General features: G+C 26.9%; 11 protein-coding genes. 3 read left to right on the top strand and 8 right to left on the bottom strand.

The features are described from left to right. Positions 1–86: 86 nt before the first annotated feature. Together BUA48_RS05945 and BUA48_RS05940 are read right to left on the bottom strand one after the other, a co-directional pair. Entirely contained in the window at positions 87–1,970 is a 1,884-nt protein-coding gene (locus BUA48_RS05945; RefSeq protein WP_072831069.1) for an endonuclease MutS2, read from the bottom strand. A 351-nt stretch (positions 1,971–2,321) separates the two neighbouring features. Next, on the bottom strand, positions 2,322–2,621 hold the full coding sequence (locus tag BUA48_RS05940; protein ID WP_143147670.1) for an FtsX-like permease family protein: 300 nt from the start codon (positions 2,619–2,621) through the stop codon (positions 2,322–2,324). 427 nt (positions 2,622–3,048) lie between these two features. Here BUA48_RS05940 and BUA48_RS15260 point away from each other — a divergent pair, with 427 nt between their 5' ends. Then, entirely contained in the window at positions 3,049–4,671 is a 1,623-nt protein-coding gene (locus BUA48_RS15260; RefSeq protein WP_084666114.1) for a GGDEF domain-containing protein, read from the top strand. Positions 4,672–5,078: 407 nt separating this feature from the next. After that, a complete protein-coding gene (locus BUA48_RS05930; RefSeq protein WP_072831065.1) occupies positions 5,079–6,719 on the top strand; it encodes a GxGYxYP domain-containing protein in 1,641 nt (546 codons plus the stop codon). 414 nt (positions 6,720–7,133) lie between these two features. Here the strand turns inward: BUA48_RS05930 and BUA48_RS05925 are convergent, their stop codons facing one another. Next, the gene (locus tag BUA48_RS05925; protein WP_072831063.1) at positions 7,134–7,529 is read right to left on the bottom strand and encodes an RrF2 family transcriptional regulator; all 396 of its coding nucleotides are present in this window, start codon (positions 7,527–7,529) and stop codon (positions 7,134–7,136) included. 637 nt (positions 7,530–8,166) lie between these two features. On the opposite strand from BUA48_RS05925, the gene BUA48_RS05920 reads away from it, so the two are divergent. Next, positions 8,167–9,747, top strand: coding sequence for a BCCT family transporter (locus tag BUA48_RS05920; protein ID WP_341465240.1), 1,581 nt, complete (start codon positions 8,167–8,169; stop codon positions 9,745–9,747). A 49-nt stretch (positions 9,748–9,796) separates the two neighbouring features. Here BUA48_RS05920 and BUA48_RS05915 read toward each other — a convergent pair whose 3' ends face one another. The 5 genes from BUA48_RS05915 to BUA48_RS05895 all read right to left on the bottom strand — a co-directional run bounded on the left by BUA48_RS05915 (position 9,797) and on the right by BUA48_RS05895 (position 18,513). Beyond that, positions 9,797–14,197, bottom strand: a complete 4,401-nt coding sequence (locus BUA48_RS05915) for a hypothetical protein (RefSeq protein ID WP_072831059.1) — start codon at positions 14,195–14,197, stop codon at positions 9,797–9,799. Beyond that, entirely contained in the window at positions 14,190–14,894 is a 705-nt protein-coding gene (locus BUA48_RS05910) for a DUF6063 family protein (protein WP_072831057.1), read from the bottom strand. Before BUA48_RS05910 ends, BUA48_RS05915 begins: the two co-directional genes overlap by 8 nt. Positions 14,895–14,989: 95 nt before the next feature. Beyond that, positions 14,990–16,594: a hypothetical protein gene (locus BUA48_RS05905; protein ID WP_072831055.1), complete on the bottom strand. Its 1,605-nt coding sequence runs from the start codon at positions 16,592–16,594 to the stop codon at positions 14,990–14,992. 8 nt (positions 16,595–16,602) lie between these two features. Beyond that, a complete protein-coding gene (locus BUA48_RS05900; RefSeq protein ID WP_072831053.1) occupies positions 16,603–17,610 on the bottom strand; it encodes a Wadjet anti-phage system protein JetD domain-containing protein in 1,008 nt (335 codons plus the stop codon). Between the two features lie 150 nt (positions 17,611–17,760). Next, the gene (locus BUA48_RS05895) at positions 17,761–18,513 is read right to left on the bottom strand and encodes a hypothetical protein (protein ID WP_072831051.1); all 753 of its coding nucleotides are present in this window, start codon (positions 18,511–18,513) and stop codon (positions 17,761–17,763) included. Positions 18,514–18,893 lie beyond the last annotated feature (380 nt).

Here is an 18,893-nt window from a genome sequence, read left to right as displayed (position 1 = left end):
TTATATCTAATATATAAGTACACTGTGCTATATAAATTTATTAATGCTAGATTCCTATAATTTTTTACTTTTTCTTAAAGTCTTTGTTACATGCTTTCTTTTCTTATTTTCTTTAAGGCTTTCTTTGATCCTCTTTCTATATCTCGTTCTAATTTTCGCTCTTTATAACTTACAAAGAGTTGGTTTAAATCATAATCCTCTGGATAAAGTTCACTTGCTTTTATCTCTAATTTCATTCTTTTATAGTTAACTTCTATGAATTGATTTTTGTATAATACAGTTACATTATTTAATTTATCCATTTCTTTATATACAATGGCACTTTCATTATTGTCTAAAAGAATCACCTTATCTCCAATTGAGTATTTATATATATCATCAATTTTACTCTCCACTTTATCCTTAATAACTTTGCTATTGCTTACTAAGTCATAATTATAGCTTTTACTATCCATATAATCCTTAGCTCTTTTTAAAATTGAATCATATATTCCCATCTTTTTAGAAATATATAAGGCATTACTATTTCCAACCTTACCTATGCTAAGTTTATATAAAGGCTCAAGGCTCTCCTTTTCAAATTCCATAGCTGCATTTTCAAAGTCTGGATGTTGTTCTGAGAAATTTTTTATTTCTCCGTAGTGTGTTGTTGCAATAGTTATACATCCCTTATGATATAATTCTTCTAATATTGCAATAGCTAAAGCTGATCCCTCATTAGGTTCTGTTCCACTTCCTATTTCATCAAATAACAATAAAGTAGATTTAGAACTTTCCTTTATTATTTCTGCTAAGTTCTTAACATGAGATGAGAAAGTACTTAAGGCATTAGTAATACTTTGATTATCTCCAATATCTACAAAGACCTTATTAAACACTGCAATCTCCGTTCCTTCCTTTGCACATATATGAAATCCTGATTGTACTGCTAAAGTTAATAATCCAAGAGTTTTTAGCACTATGGTTTTCCCACCTGCATTAGGACCAGTTATTATTAAGCTTCTGTAGTCTTCTCCAATTTCAAAATCTAAAGGAACGCTATTCTCAATAAGAGGATATTTTCCCTTATTAATTTTAATATATCCTCTTTCATTTAATTTAGGCTTAATGCCTTGAACTTCTTTACTATATTTAGCCTTTGCACAAATCATATCATACTCAGATATAACCTCTATATTCATTTTTAATTCTCTTATTTTCTCAAATAACATTTCTGTTAAAACTGCTAATATCCTATATTCCTCAACACTTTCCTCAGCTTTTAATATGCTAAGTTCTGTTGTATATCGAGATATTACACTAGGCTCCATGAAAACAGTAGTCCCCTTTGAGGATGTCTCTATAATGCTTCCTTGTACCTTATTCTTATACTCTGATTTAATTGGTATAGTGTACTTTTCATTACGCTTGCTTATGAAAAATTCTTGAATATACTCCTTATTTCCAGCACTTTTAAGGAATTTATCTAACTTTTCTTTTATCTTATCTTCACATATATCAATATGCCTTCTTATTTTCTTAAGCTCTTTACTTGCATTAGAATCCACTATAGACCCTCTTATTGATAAATTTATTTCTTCCTCAATGTAGCTAAGGTCCGAAATATTTTCACTATAGATATTTAAGTTAGGTGCATAATACTCCTTATCCTTCATGAAACCCTTAACCTTTCTGCATCCCCTTAAAAAGTTTGACATCATAGTTAAATCTGCTGGTTCTAAAGAAGCTCCCTTTTCAATCTTTTCAATAAGTGGATTAACATTAAATATCCCTTCTAAGGGTATAACATAAGAAGCATCTAAAAGCTTTCTTGCCTCTGAAGTTTCATCTAATCTCTTATTAACAACTCTTATATTTGAACTTGGTTCTAATTTATCAATTAATCTCTTGCCTAATCCACTAACACAATATAACTTTACTATTTCCTTTAATTCATAGTAATGTAACTTCTCTAATGTAGTTTTGTTCATTTCCTTATACCACCTTTAATTTTATTACATTACAAGTCACCGAATCCTGATAGATCTTATTTCTACAAAAATAAAAAGCTGTGGACACATAATCCCACAGCTTAAAGTTCGACACTAATAAAGGTAATACTATTACCTTTAGGAAGCAAATTCGTGGACTTGTATCTTAAATAGTTTTAATTACAAACAATTAATTCCATAAGAAATAAAGGTATAAAACCCCCATTTTTTAGAACTAATATTAAATTACCTATTTTAGATACTAAACACTCACAAAATTCCCTCACTTTATATTAAAATCTATCATGATACTATAATATAGTAACTTTAAATATTTTGTCAATATTATTTTTATTCCACGGATTTTAATGCCTCTACCATATCTATTTTTCTCACCTTTCTACAAACTATCATATTTATAATTAAAGAACATCCTATGGTAACTCCTAAGGAAATTATTAAAGATGCCATAGTTAAATGTGCTTTATATTGAAAATTTGAAGTAGATGCAACCTTTACATACATATTTAAAAATACATTTCCTACTGGAATACCTAATACCAGCTCTATTACCATCTGAAATAAAACAATATACATAGTTTTCGTGATTATGTTTACTTGAAGAAGATTTTCTTCCTCTACTCTTTTCAAAAACTGACTAATTTAAGTCAATTTTATATTGCTATATTTTTTACCATAGTCAACTTATTTTGTATTTCACACTTTTTTATTTCTCCTTATTTAAAGTTAAATTTAGTAGCAAATCCTAGAGTTTATGCACTATTTTGAATAATCGATAAAATATTATGTAAATTGTTAGACAAGCATTAATATTTAATATATAATTAACTTCTAAGTGCATTATTATGAAAGAAATAATGTAATTATATTTAAGGTATAACTTTAGGTATTATTTTCAACATTTCAAATTTCCTCATGGAATTAAACCGATTTAACCTCACTTTTATATAGAAAAAATAATATTTTCCTTTAATAATTATTCATTTCCATTGGAAATAAGTTATGCTTAAATATATATTTTTATATTAAACTATGAAAGGAAATAAATAAAAACTATATGGAAAAATATAAGTTTAGCGTAAAAACATTTATATTTATCGTGATTTTTCTTTCTTTTATTGTTAGTGCGTTTTCTTTTACAGGAATATTGATTAAAAATTCTAAACTTATTGAGAAAAATATAACTTCTCTGAAAATAGATACTAAAGAATCAAGAGATCAAACAATAAAGAATTTAACCAACCTTTTAAATGAAAGACGATTTTTAAGTAAAAATCAGCAACTTACAGTATTAAAAATGATAAGTACTACTTATTTAATAAACTTTGATTATATTAATGGACTAGAGTATGCAATAGAAACCATTTATCTCTCTAAAAAATTAGGGGATAATATGACTTGTGCTTCTGTATTAATTGATTTATCTAATGTATTTTCAGATTTAGGAGCTTATGATATAGCTGAAGATTCAATAAAGCATGCATTATCCTTGCAGTTTGATAATGAAAATGATAGGAATGCTGTTAATTTATATGCTAATATAAATCTTGCAGAACTTTATTCTAAAACTTATAGAACCAAGGAAGCTCTAGAAACTATTGAAGTTGCACTTAATTACACTAATCCTAAACGTAGATTTCATCAAATGGATTTATTATCTTTATCTTTATCAAAGGCTAGATCTCTTTTTTATGAAGGGAAAGTATCGGAGGCTAAATCTATATTAGCAGATATTGAAAAAGGTATCCATGAAATTGAAAACAATCCTGTATTTAATGATATAAACTTAGCTTTTAATCTTCAAATACCATATTTGTCTCTTATATCTCAGATTCAAATATCTGAAGGTTATATAAGCAAGGGAATCGAGTCCTCTAAAGAGCTTTTTGAATTATGCGACCTTGAAGGTAGCAACGAAACAAAACGTACTTATATGAATTCTATATTGAGAGTATTACAGATTTCTTCAACGGAAGACTCAATAGATGAAATTAAACTTTTCGAAACTGAAATGCTAAAAGAACTTAATAACATGATTAACAATAAGAATCACATATTTGTAGATTTTATTATAAACTCCTGTGAAGCAAAGTTTGATGTTATGGATTCTAAAGAAACTCAATTAAAAGTTGTTATAAAGTTTATCTTTATCATACTAGCTTTATCCATTATTTTAGTAATAGTTTCTGTATACGCAAGAAACTCTAAAATCCAAACTGAAATAGATGAATTAACTCAAATATATAATAGGCGAAAATTTAATTTAGATTACAAAAAATCTATATCTACAATTAAAAATTTAGGTCTACTAATTATAGATATAGATCACTTCAAAGCAATTAATGATGACTTTGGTCATGACTTTGGAGATATTGTATTAAAAGAACTTTCTTCTAAGATAAAAACTAAGCTAAGTAAAAATGAAGATGTCTTTAGATACGGCGGAGAAGAATTTTGTGTCTTATGTAGGGATAGAACCCTAGATGAAGTGGTTAAAATTGCTGAAGTTTTAAGGTTTGAAATAGAGCATATGCCCTTAGACAACAATATTTCTGTGACTATTAGCTTAGGTGTTGCTCACTCAAAGCAAACAAATGATATATTTAAATTGGCAGATAATAATTTATATAAATCAAAGGAATCTGGTAGAAATAAAGTTACATATACGGATTTACCTTAACAACTTAATAATTACATCCTTAAGGGATATTGTATATATGCTTTTATACAATATCTCTTTTTTATTTTACTTAATATTACATAATGTTATTTCCATTCTATTTATATATTTTTTATAGTTATATACACTTTTATTCAATGTTCTTCTTATTTTATAGAAATTAGAATAACTTACTTACATTAGTGGGATTTATATATATATATATATATATATTCTAATTTATTCAGTAATTAAATTTAATTGTACCATATTAAGGGTTCTTTCTTTAAATATATAAGCTTCAATTAACGATCTACACTTTAATTTAGAGTTAACTTTATTTAATAATAATTAATTCTAAATATGATAAATATTCATTATTGAAATACATATAAGATTTATAACATATCTACAGGAGGATTTTATTAATGAAAAGCTTTAAGAAGCAATTTTTTATCTTATCACTAATAATAATTTATATTTTTAGCTTTACCCCATGTTTTGCAGATTCATTTTATGACCATGCTACAAATAATATTAACGCTACTTCTTCAAATCCAGATTCTAATAATGGTTATATAAAAAATTCTATAATCCCTAAAAGACTTTATGTAATCAGTGAAAAGGACATGACTAAAGCAGAGCAGGTTATGATAGCTACGCTACAAGGAATTATTTCAAATAAGAGTAAAAAACAAATTTATATTCTTCCTTCTAATGAGCCTGATTATGAAGTTTGGTTAAAGGATTTAAAATATCATCACAAAATCAAATATGAAATTATCACTAACCCTTGGAAACTCTTGAAGAAATTCAGAGGAGATATTAAGGGATATATTCTTTATGATACTGGAAATCCATGTTCAATTAACAATGCTTGTAGTCTTGCTGGATTAAATGATGCAATTGTTATTGAAGGCTCTATAGAAGACACTGTTAAGTCTCATGGCATAACTAATTTAATTAAGGATTGTAAATTCACAGATAAATCTTGGGCTTATGATACACTTTGGAACTCTGGCTTAAATCATTCTACAGTAATAGAGTTATCTCCTGATAAAACTACGCCCTTAAGAGATTATGCTCTTTTATCTAAATCCTTAGTTTTTTATGAAAATGAAGTCAATAACCATGACTTAAGAGATAAAATTTTTAGTTCCATGAATGAAAATGGAGTTGTTTTAGGTTGGGGACCAGATGAACATGAAAATGTATCTCTTTGCTCTAAATATGGAGTGGATATGGTTGCAGCTGATTGGTCATATAATCTTTCCACCTTAAGCGCCTTTCCATCAACGCCTCAAAAACAGCAAACTTCACCCTCCATTAAGGATGAAGATGGATATCATTATATTACCTTCATTATGTCAGATGGGGATAATCAGCAATGGCTACTTGGAAGTAACTATAATAATAAAAATTGGTTTGGCTCACCTTACAGAGGTAAGTTTAATTTAGGATGGTCCTTAAATCCTTCGCTTTATTATTTAGCTCCTACAGTCTTTGAAAGATATTACAAGAGTCCTATTAGCAGAGATTTCACCGACAACTTTGTAGTTGCCCCCTCTGGAAATGGGTATATGTATCCTAGCAAATTTCCCTTTAGTAAACTAGACTCCTATACTAAAAGATTAAATAACTATATGGAAAAAGTAGATCAGAAGTATGTACTAATCTTAGATGATGAATCCTTTTATGATAATAAGCTTTGGGATAAATACACCTGTCAATCTAATATAAATGGACTATTTTATCTTAACTATTATAAGCATAATACTTACAATGGTGAAATAAGGTGGTCTAATAATAAACCAATAGTTTCTTGTAGAGATTTACTTTGGGGAGGCTTAGAGGATGAGGCTAATCTTATCTCTAATATAAATAACAGAATTAATGAAGGTCATACAAAATTAAATGACCCTAATACATATACCTTTGTTTATGTTCATGTCTGGAGTAATAACATGGATAATATAAATGATGTTATAAATAAATTAAATGAAAATCCAAAGGTTAAAATAACAACTCCAGATAACTTTATGAAGCTTATAAAAGAAAACTTAAGTTAAAAATAAGTATATATATTCTAATAAAAAATCTTCATTATTTTTAGATAGAAGGTTCATTATAGAATAAATTTAATAATTAATATAAATGTAGAATATTAATTAAAGCTTATATATTATAATTAGACTTTTGAAAAGCACTTAATGCATAATGAAGACCTAAGTTTATTATTCTATTATCTTCTATACTTTAATTACTTCATCCATAAAAAAATACCCTAAGAAAATCTAAGTTTTAAACTTATATCTTCTTAGGGTTTTGCTATATTTTTATTGTTTATATTTAATTTATTTATATTAAAACTCTTTATGATTTATTACACTTTATTATATATTTTTAAAAAATAATATCTCTACTTCAAATTAAACTGACTATTACTAGCCTTGTTTTTAATATTCTACTATATTATTTCTAAGCTACAAAATATCCTCTAAGGTATACTGTTCCATTTCCTTTATAAATACCTTTAAAGACTTTGATATAAGACCTTTTAACTTACATCCATCCTTCATAAGTGGACAAGAATCAGATTCATTCATACATTCAACTAAATTTAAGTTTTCCTCAGTTAACTTTAGAACTTCGCCTAAATTTATCTTCCCCGAATCTAAACCTAACTTTAATCCACCATTTCTACCCTTAGTTGAAATGATATAATCTGTTTTAGCTAATTTATGTACCACCTTTTTCAAATGATCCTTTGATATATCTAGTTCCTTTGCTAATTCATCCACTGTACAATTCTTATGTACATTCTTTGCTAAATATATTAAAGTTCTAAAGGAATAATCCGTAAATTTTGATAATTGCATAGTCTTTTCTCCTAATTTATTTGTAAAATCTATCAATTCCATTATACACATTCTAATAAATCTTTTATCTTATTAAAAGACTATATTCATTATTAAGTGAATCTAAGTCTCCGTATAAAAATTAATTATACCTTATATAATCAACCTATATTAATTATAACATTAACTTTAATTATTCTTAATCAAAGCTTAAAGATCATAGAAGTTTTTCAAACTTTATTATGTGTTTTATTTGACCTTATTTTCTTCATTCTTTATTTATGTTACGAATAAAGAATAATTATAAACAACATTTTCATTAAATCCTATAAAAACAACCACCTTAAATAACTTATATATAGGTTATAATTAATATTCTACATTTATATTAATTATTAAATTTATTCTATAATGAACCTTATATCTAAATAGAACGACTATTCTTTAGTAGAATATATGTATTAATATTTTTACTTATTATTAGTAAGCACTCCCCCTTAAATAATAAGTATTCATCATATTTAGAATTAACTCTTATTAAATAAACCTAGTTCAAATTCAAAATATAGATTGTTAATTGAAACTTATATTAACTTTATTACTTGAATCTTATAGCATAAAAAATAGGAAGTTGTATACTATATAACTATTAAAGTTTTTGATTTCACAAAAATATCAAAAGGAGAGGTTTTCTTTGAAAAACAAATTAACAAAAGTATTTTGGCTATCATTAATATTAGTTAGCATTACTGTATCTTTTGCATTACTTTTCCCTAATATTTTTCTAAACACTACTAACGAAATAAGAGAGATAATTGGTACAAATTTAGGGTGGTACTATTTATTATTAGTAACCTTAATAGTTTTTTTATGTTTATTCTTAATTTTTAGTCCTATAGGTCAAATACGCCTTGGTGATCCTGATTCAAAACCCGAACACTCTAAAATTTCGTGGCTAGCTATGCTTTTTTCCGCGGGTATGGGTATTGGTTTAATATTTTGGGGTGCAGCAGAACCATTATCACATTATGCTATTTCAACTCCATCAATGAATGCCGAAACAGATTTTGCACTTGCAGAAGCATTTAAATATACCTTTTTCCATTGGGGAATTCACGCTTGGTCTATATATGGTATTGTAGGATTAGCTCTTGCTTACTTCAAATTTAGAAAAAAAGAGAAATCTCTAATATCTGTAACTTTAAAACCTCTATTTGGAAATAAGACTGATGGTATAGTAGGTACTACAATTGATAGCATAACTATTTTCTCTACTGTTATAGGTGTTGCAACTACTTTAGGGTTTGGAGCTATTCAAATAAATGGTGGTTTAACTTATCTATTTGATATACCTAAAAATATATATGTACAGATGATTATCATTGCTATAACTACAGCTCTTTTTATAGCCTCTGCTCTTAGTGGTATTGGAAAAGGTGTTAAAATATTATCAAATATAAACCTAATTTTAGCTGTAGGTCTCTGTGCTATAGCAATTTTAATCGGTCCAACAACACTAATTCTAAATACCTTTGTAAACTCACTAGGTAATTATCTTCAAGACTTTATTCAAATGAGTTTTTCAACTGCACCTTTTAATATAACCCAACATAATTGGATAGAGAAATGGACTTTACTATATTGGGCTTGGTGGCTTTCTTGGTCTCCATTTGTAGGAGTTTTTATTGCTCGAATTTCAAAAGGAAGAACTATACGAGAATTTCTTATAAACGTTTTACTTATTCCATCACTTTTTAGTTTTTTATGGTTTACTGTTTTTGGTAGCATGTCAACAAATATTCAAAGTTCTGGAATCGATTTAAGAATCTTTTCTGTTGAAGAAACACTATTTGCAACGTTTAATTATTATAATTTTGGTGCTTTTCTATCAATTATAGCACTTATACTTATTTTTTCATTTTTTATTACTTCAGCAGACTCGGCTACATTTGTTTTAGGAATGCTCTCAGAAGATGGCACATTAAATCCTAAGAATAAAACAAAAGTTACCTGGGGTATGCTTGTATCATTAATTTCTATAGTTTTATTAATAGCTGGAGGATTAGATGCATTACAAAATGTACTAATTATTATTGCATTGCCTTTTTCAGTTGTTATATTACTTTTAATGATATCTCTTTTTATTGAGCTTAATCATGAAAAAAAACAAATGGGTTTATATATTAAACCTGATACTTATCCAGATAAAGACGAACCATTTAAATCCTACGAAAATTAGGAAACTCCGGTAAGGTAAAATATTTTTTACCCTTATCGGAGTTTATTCATTAAAATAATTTAATCTGCTCTTCAATCTTGAATCTAGAGGCTACCATAATTTCTTCATTATTTTCCTCTTCTTCTTTTCCTTTTACATGTTTACTTGTCATGTATTTAATTCCATGACCTAAGATTGATTGCCTAGTATTTAATACATAAATATTTTCAAATCTATTATAAATAGCATCGTCACCTAAAGCTGTAAAACAAATTAATTGAGTATTGCTTTTCTTAGCTATTTCCATTAGTGGCTTTAATAAATGTTCTGAACTTGTTTGAGCAAATGGGTTATCCATAACCAATACTTTACCACTTTCCATTCTATTGAATATATCATTACTATCCTTTCTTATATAGGAAAGTAAACTTGATAAAATTACAAAGGCTGAAAGGAATCCCTCTCCTCCTGAATTAGTGGCTACTTCATTCCAGCTTATTTGTCTTTGTCTATCTTCTTCTATCTTATATAGCTTAATATTTACGCTACTAACTGATACAACTTCATTAAATAAATTATAGTTGCTTATTCTACTACTTATAAGATCTTCAATGCTCTCATTTTTTCTTAATTGCATCATTGCTTGCTCTCTCAATTGATGAATATATTCCTTTAACTTCATTTTATAAATCTCTTGATTTTCATCCCATTTAGGAACAATTATATTAAGCATTTTAAAGCTTCTATTTTTTATATAAATACTAGAATTGTTATCTATATTTCCTAAATTTTCATTAACTTCCTTAATATATTCAAGTATGTTTTCTAATATTTTTTCTTCTTCCTTCTTTATAAGATTAATATCTTGAGCTAACTTATCCATTTGCTTTTTAAAAGCATCTTTAAACACCTTAAGCTGCTCTAATAACTGTCTTGGTATAGAAGCTAGTTTAAAAATAGTCTCAACAGGATCTTTAAAATGCTGATTATCCATAAATACCTTATTATTCAATAGCTTTCTTGTTATTTCATTTTCTAAAGTATTTAATTCACTTCTTTCTTTATCCGCTAAATTTCTTAAGTCACGTCTTTTAATTCCAATATCATCACTTAGCGTTTTAATATCTAAATTTATAGAAACTTCTTCTTTAATTGTAAAATCACTATACTCTTTAAGTGTAGATATTGCTTCACCAATCTTCTTTATAATATTAGAGTTTATATCTTTTTCTTTTCTTATATCCTTTATATCTATTTCAATTCGAGAATATTCTTGTTCATAATCCTTTTCAACAATATCCTCCCTAGATTTAGGTGCTTCTCTTTTACATTCCTTTTTAAGTTCCTTATATACTTGATCAATCTCGGCTTCAATTTTATTTAATTTACCTGTGCACTTAATAACATCAGAGTTATTTTTATAAAGAAGTTTATTTTGATTCTCTATTAAATTATCGACTTCTTTCATTTTTTCAGTTGTGTATTTAATACAAATATAATCTTCATCTATAAGATTCAACTTTTCTGAATAATACTTAAGTTCTCCTGTTTTATCGCTATATCTTTTATTAAGCTCCTTTATCTTTTCATCTATTTCTTTAATATTCTCATGTAAGGTACTGTTCAAGGCTTTATACCTAGCTATTAAATCTGCCTTATCTTTCTTCATAAAGCTTCCTTTATCATATCTTAAATAATCTATTCTTTCCTTCTCTAAACCTTCTATAACCTTATTTGAAGAATTGACTCCCTCCTCAGCATACCTTAGAGTTTCTTTTTCCTCTTTCTCATTTCTTTTTAAATCAATTTCTGTTCTTTCAATTACCTGTTTAAGTTCATCCTTCTCTTTAAGTTTTTCCTTACTCTTGACATACTGAGAATACTCCTCTTTAAAATTATTAAAGTCCTTCTCTTTTCTTGAAATATTATCAATATTAGTTTTTAACTCACGTCTCTCATCTTCAAGCTTCCTTAGATTCTCCTCAATATCCTTAATACTTTTTATAAGTATACTTAATTCACTATTCAAGTTTTCACACTGATTTTTTAATTCATCTATTTCTTTTAATATCCCTTCGTAACCTTCCTTAGTTAATTTAGATATTGCTATTTCAGCCTCTTTCTCTACTAAAAGCTTTATATTACTAGTAAATCTTTCTGCTTCAGCTTTCAGCTCTTTCAGTTCCTTACTTTTCTTATCTATTAAAAGTTTTAACTCCTCTTCATTTAACAGCTTTTTATTAAAAGAAACTAAAAATTCTACTACTTCTAAATTAACTATTCCTTCACTATGAATTTCTAATTCTCTAGTAAGATTTTCTCTTTTTATAATTAAAATTGGTGTAGATGTAAATGTGCTCAAAGGCTCTCTACTTAACAGCTCTAGTTCCTTTGAGTCCATAATCAAAGCATATGGTATAAATGGATTCTTATTTATCATCTCTAAGTTTTTCTCTTCTGAATACCCATTTCTCTTAAGCCATTCCATACCATAAACTGGATTTATACCTCTATTAATAAGTTCATTCTCTATCTCCCTTGGTAGCTCTAGAAGTTTTCCTGTTTGTAATCTTTTTATCTCCTCCTCTAGAGAATCTACCTTCTTATTAACATCCTTTTCCTTAATTTTCAATAACTTAATTTTATCTTCAAAGGCATCTATTATCTTAATACTATTAAATATATGTTTTTCATCTAAGTCCACATACTTAAGGATAGATTTTCTATTTTCAATTTCTAGCTCAATATCCCTTAGAGATTTTTCCCTTTCTTTTAGTACTCCTTCATTGCTAGTTAAACTTTTTATTACATTTTCTTTCTTACTTTCCTTAAGTTTTTTATCTTCTATTTTATTATTTAAATTTTCATTAATACTTTTATACTTATCCTCATATTGGTTCTTAGAATTAAAAATATTTTTTTCTAGAGTTTGAATTATATGTCCTTGATAGAACCCCTCTATATTTCTACTTAACTCTTCATTATAAGTAGAGTTAAATCTATTTTCTTCCTTATCAAAGCTCTGTACGTCAGAGTTAAGTCCTCCAATGCATTCCCTTAATTCCTGAAGATATTTATTATTCTTTTCTAATTTTTCTTTTATGGTTCTTATTTTTTCCTTTATACACTTACACTGATTCTCTTTTTCTAACTTCTTAGGTTTTTCTCTACCTATTTCTTCTTCAATAATAGATTTTATTGAAAAACCTATATTATTTATGTTAGATTTACTATCCTCCATTGTATTTAAAGCTATTTCTCTTTTGCTTTCAAACTCTTGAAGCTCACATTCTATATTTGTATAATCAGCATAAATCTTTGAACATTCTAAAATGGACTTTTCCCTATTCAATGATTCTAAATTTTTTTCCTCTACGTTTTTTTCTTCATTAAGTTTATTTAATTCTTCACTTACTAAATATTTTTTTTTCTCCTTTTTATAAAGCTCCAGAGATATTTCTTCATATTTTATTTCATTAAGATACCCTTGAAGTTCATATATAGTCTCATCTAGCTTTTCTTCTTGCTCGTTTCTTTGTGCTTCCTCTTTATCTAAATAACCCCTTATATTAGCTATTTCATTTTCTAAAGCATCCTTTTTATTCCTTGTATCAATTACTTCTTTAAGCTTCACTTCGATATCTTCTGAAATATTATTAAACAATTCTATAACTTGCTTTTGCTCAATCTTACTTTCATTTTCCTTATATTGATTTATGTAACTGTTTATTATGCTTCTAAAATTTTTTATTCTATCTTCGCCCTTATTAAGCTTTTCTTCAACTGTGGGTAAGAACCAGTACTTTAATAATCCCTCATTATTCTTAGATTTAGAAAATAACTCTGATAACCCAGATTCTTTCAAATTAATCTTATGTATTATCTCTTCCCACTCTTTATAGTTTATATCATAAGTAAGCAATTTATCAAAATACACCTTTGAAGTTGAAGAGTTATTCATATCATAATGAGAAAATGCACTTCCAAAACTCCTCTTAATATCATCAAAAAGCTTTTTAGTGTTAGCAAAACTCTTTATTCTCTTTTTACCATCAACTTTTTCTATAATAGGAATATTATCTATATCATAATTATTTTTCCCCTTATATTCATATATAAAATTAATTATATCCAAGCTTTCCTTTAAATCATCATCAATGCCCCTGTCCCTTTTCTTAACCATCATTCCCGTTAAAACATATGTAGCATTATCATCTAGTTTCCATTCTATAAGTATATACGTAGGGGAACTTTGAGTAAAATAGCTGTCAAACTTTCTCTCTTTTAAGGTTCTATATTTTTTATGGACTAAAGGCGCCATTATCATTTGCACAAGTACTGACTTTCCTCCCCCATTACGCAAATTAAACATAGTATCTTCACTATCTAAAAAGAAATCCAAATCATCAACTTTTATATTGTTATTATTGTAATTTAAATTGATTATTCTAATCTTATTAATTTTACTCATCTATATTCTCCCCTAAAGCCTTAAGTACCCTATTATAATTATTTTTATTTAATAAGTTCCAATCCATAAAACTATTTAGTTTTCCAGTGGTTTTTATAGTCTCATCAGCCTTAATATAATCAATTAACCCCTGCTTCTCTAAAAACCCCAAAATTGTATTTACAAAGCCTTCCTTAGTTGTTTTAGAGCTACTTTTCTTCTCTGAGCTTCTTAGAGCCTCATACCTCTCTAATAAGTCACTATAATTAATACCTGCCGTATCCTCTTCCGCCTTACTTATCCCTTCATTAAGTCTATCACTTATAATATTTAAAAGTTCTCCAACCCTCATATAATCTCTAGAGTTACTAGATATGCCTTGAGAACCATAAAAGTTTACAAGAAGAGTTAAGATAATAAATTGTGATAAATAATAATCCTTATCATTAGCATTAGATTTACATAACTCCTTCTTTAGGTCATTTTTAGAGTAACCTAAAAAATCATTTTCCTCCTTAGGCATTACATACACCACTCCACCATATTTATTAATCTCACACTCAGCTGCTTCTCCTAGACCCTTAACTAAGTAGGTTATGCTCTCATTATCCGAGTAAGCTTTATATAAATCCTCTTGTGAATCATCCAAAGATCCGTTTTTTAAAAGATAATAAAAAATTCTATTACTTAGATTTATTTCATCATAAGAATATCTCATAACTTATATTTAGTGAGAAAATATATTATCAATAGAAACCTCTCACTAAGTCCTCCTTTCTTCCCTCTTATTTTTTCAGTATTTAGCTCATTGTTTTATATTTTAATTTCAAATAAAATATTAGAACATATAAAGTTCTTATATTCCCCATTTTCGTCCTTTAAGTCCTTAAGCTTTATATCTTCACTATTTTCTATCTTTTCTACATTTATAAACTCGATTTTACTTAACACACTATTTTCCTCTATTACATCTAAAATGCATCTATTAAGCTGAAAAGCTATTTCATCATTTTCAATAGTGTTTTTTCTTTCTTTTCTAATTTCTTCTACTGAAATCATTTTATTTTTAAGCATTTCTATAACTACTTCTCTAAAGATTTGAACATTAGGTATAAGCCTACTCATTAATTCATTACTTTCATCTAAAAGCTCTTTTATCTCTCCTAAAGAAATGCTATCCTTCTCTAAGGCTAATTCCAATATAACATTGATTACACCTTTATATTTAGCAAGCTTGTCCTGTTTTCTTTTTTCTTCATCCAGAGCAAATTCATCTTCATCAAAGGATATTATCTCATTATCATCGCCGCACTTCCCCTTCTTGCCCATTTCATAAACTAAAGCCTTATTTAAGTTGTAAATTTTTTCAGGTTCATTTACAAACAAAGGTCTTAATAAAATATCAATATTTTCTATTTTATTTAAATCATTAAGTATCTTATCGTATACCTCTTTTTTTAAGTTAAACCTTTCAATTAAAGACATCTTGGACATATTCTCAAGCTCCCTAGAATATACTTCCTTCAAGCTAAAATGAGATCTTAAAATCCTTTGATCCTCATCAATAGTTCTACTTAAATAATCATATATAATTTTCAACTTTTCTAAATTAGCTTCTTCTTCTTTATTTAGCTCCTCTATATTTATGTTCTTTTCATTGAATTCCTTTATCTTCTCATCTACATGCTCCCTATGTGCTATGTACTTCTTTTTACTTGAATCTAGAAGTTCAACATTACCCTCTGTGATTTTCTTGTACTCTTCTATGGAGTAACTTAAGGGATTCTCTCTAATTCTTAAAATATCTGACTCAATTTTCTGAACCCTTTTTCTGAAATCCTTAAAAATATCTTTTATATCATCTACAGCCTTTCCATAATCAGCTTTTTTTAAATGCTCTCTAAAAATTATTTCATTTACTGTAAATCTTAAGTTCTCTTCTAGCTCTAAAGTTGATAACAGCAAGGAATAACCATTATCTGTTAATTTGTAAGAGACCCTTTTTACCCCATCAACATACTCTATAGAGTTTCTAACAAAGCTTATATTAATAGACTCATATTTAGAATCATTATAATTAAAAGCTTCAAAATACATAGGCTTTCCTTCATTGCATAAGACATTGTTAATTATAAAGTCCCCAAGCTCCTTACATTCCTCATAAATAATAGCTTTACCATAGTACATAGAATTAATATCATCTATAAAACTAGCTATATTATCTAATGTACATATTTCTTCCTTCAATGATTGTTCCATTATATAAAGTAATACTGAAAAAAGCATATTATCCTGGTCATATTCTTCAAAACCATACTTTTTCCACCTATCTTTTCTTATGCTGTTTCTAAAAAGTATAGAATAAGCACCTATCTTCTTCATCCTTATGTGATATGAATCTAAAAAATCTAAATACATTACTCCTCCTACAAATCCCTAATATTTAATATCTCTTGAGGGATATACTCATCCCTTTCTAAAATCTTTAAAATTCTATCTTTATCATTACAAGTAAAATTTTCAAAAAAGATATTAGAAATATTTCTATTTTGCCCTACCTTAGTTACAGGTAAAGGTACTTCTAATTCCTCTGCCTTATCAATCATCTTTAAATATCCCTCTACAAAGGGAGCAACTTTATATCTTGCACTAAAATACTTATAAAAACTTTCATATATAACTATACCCTCACAATCAATATCACCTAAATACAATACTAAATTTTCTTTATTAAAAACATGTTCTTCAGCGGAAATCTCAAAATCCTTAAAAGTTTTATTTATGTTTTTTCCCTTACCATATATAACAGTCTTAATATCTTCATTTAAAAGAGTTGAATTTTTGTTAATTAAATGCTTTCTAAAAGTATAATAGGTATCTTTATTTTCAATAATTAAAATTTTTTGTGGAACTTCCTTTGAAACAGAATAGTATGCTAATGGTTCAGAGGTATCATAATAATTCAAATCCTCTTCTTTCAAGCCTAAATTTTTTAAGATAGTTTTTCCAGAACCCTTTTGTAAGAACTTTTCTTGTCCCCATATTTGAAAGGCTCTCTCATTCATAGAGATAGTATCACTTAGAAGATGCTTTTTTCTTATAAAAAAATCATTTAATAACTTAATTTCTTTTCTATTATCCTCATACTTATCTAAATGCGTCTTATAATATGACGTATCAAATTCTATACATAAGCTATAATTAATTTCATACAGTAACTCACTATTATCCTTTTCTGTCCTTATAACTTTATATTTAGTATGTAAAGCAGGCTTTTTTCCATTTAAAGGACTAGCCTTTACTGAAATAATTTTACCATTATCAAGGAAATCACATATGTTCTCATATATCTCTATATAATCCTCATTTTTCATGGCTTTTATAAGTTCATCTAAACTTATATAGCTACCCTTAATTTTATTAAAATCTATCATATATAAACATTCCTCTCTAAATTAATATATCATAGTTATACGTTAAGAATATTATAGTAACTAAATTAAAACAATCCCTTAAATTAAAATTTAAGGGATTGTTTTAATAATATTTTTATAAGAATATAATTATCCTCCTAAAAATCTACTTTATATCTTTTCTTTACTCCATCCTTCAATGGCTTTTATCATACTCTCCTTATTTTCCTTAAGTTGAGGTATTCTATTTACATTTGCTCCTGATGGGTGAGGAAATCCTATAAGAATCTGTTTTTCATTTATTATTTTTTCCTCAGCAAGTTTTAGTAGCACTTCTTCAACTGCTCTTCCTAGAGGTACTAGTAAAACCTCTTCTGCATACTCTAATTTTTTAAATTCTTCTATAAAATTCTCATAAACATATTGCATTAAAAAGTCGCTTTTTATGAGCTTAGGTGTATGTCCAGAGTAATTTTGTTGTTTTACAAAAACAGAATATGGAATAAGAGATACTGTATGTAATAAATAATCCTTATCTTCAAATACCTCACTACAGCTTTCTATTTTTAAAGCCTCATTTAATTTTATATCATCTAGCATAGATATTATATTTTTTCTAAGAGTTCCACTAAATCTAGCTGCTGCTTTGCACTTATATTGAATATCCTCTATTTTAGAGTTCGATTCTAACTCTTTTCTTGCAACTCCAATAGCAGTACTCATTTGTTGAAATCCTGGAGTTATACCTATAATGAAAATCTTAGCCTTAGGATTCAAATATTCATTATGAGGAGCATAATATATTTCTACATTACCTTCCTTATCTACTAAAAAATCATCTATAAGTAATTCTTTCTTTGTGTACTTATCTTTAATAGGAAGTTTTTTTATTTTATCTTTATAGTCATTTAAATTCTTTTTCATAGTTTACCCTTAAGTTAAAATTCCCCTTATGTGTTTATTAATCAACTCTAATATATAAATTCTAATTAATCTTCTGCATTTATATTACTCCTTGAATCTATTCCATAAAAAACTTATGTTTTAAAAAGAATGAAGGCTCTTCATTAGAATGTATATTATAAAGTTTCATAAGAAAATCTAACTACTTAATCCTTTCTATATAATATATCTTAATTATATTTTACTTATTAATCTCCACCCCTACAAGTAACAAGGCTTCATTAAAATTTCCATCAATAAGAAAAAATTAAGCCAACAACATTTATTAGTTATTGGCTTAATAAAAAATTTATATATAAATTAAAATAGAGTTTATTATTATATAGCTCCTAATTTAAACT

Source organism: Clostridium collagenovorans DSM 3089, assembly GCF_900130005.1.
Classification (GTDB): Bacteria; Bacillota; Clostridia; order Clostridiales; family Clostridiaceae; genus Clostridium_D; species Clostridium_D collagenovorans.
Note: the sequence above shows the minus strand (reverse complement) of the source record. Positions and strands in the feature narration are given on the sequence as shown.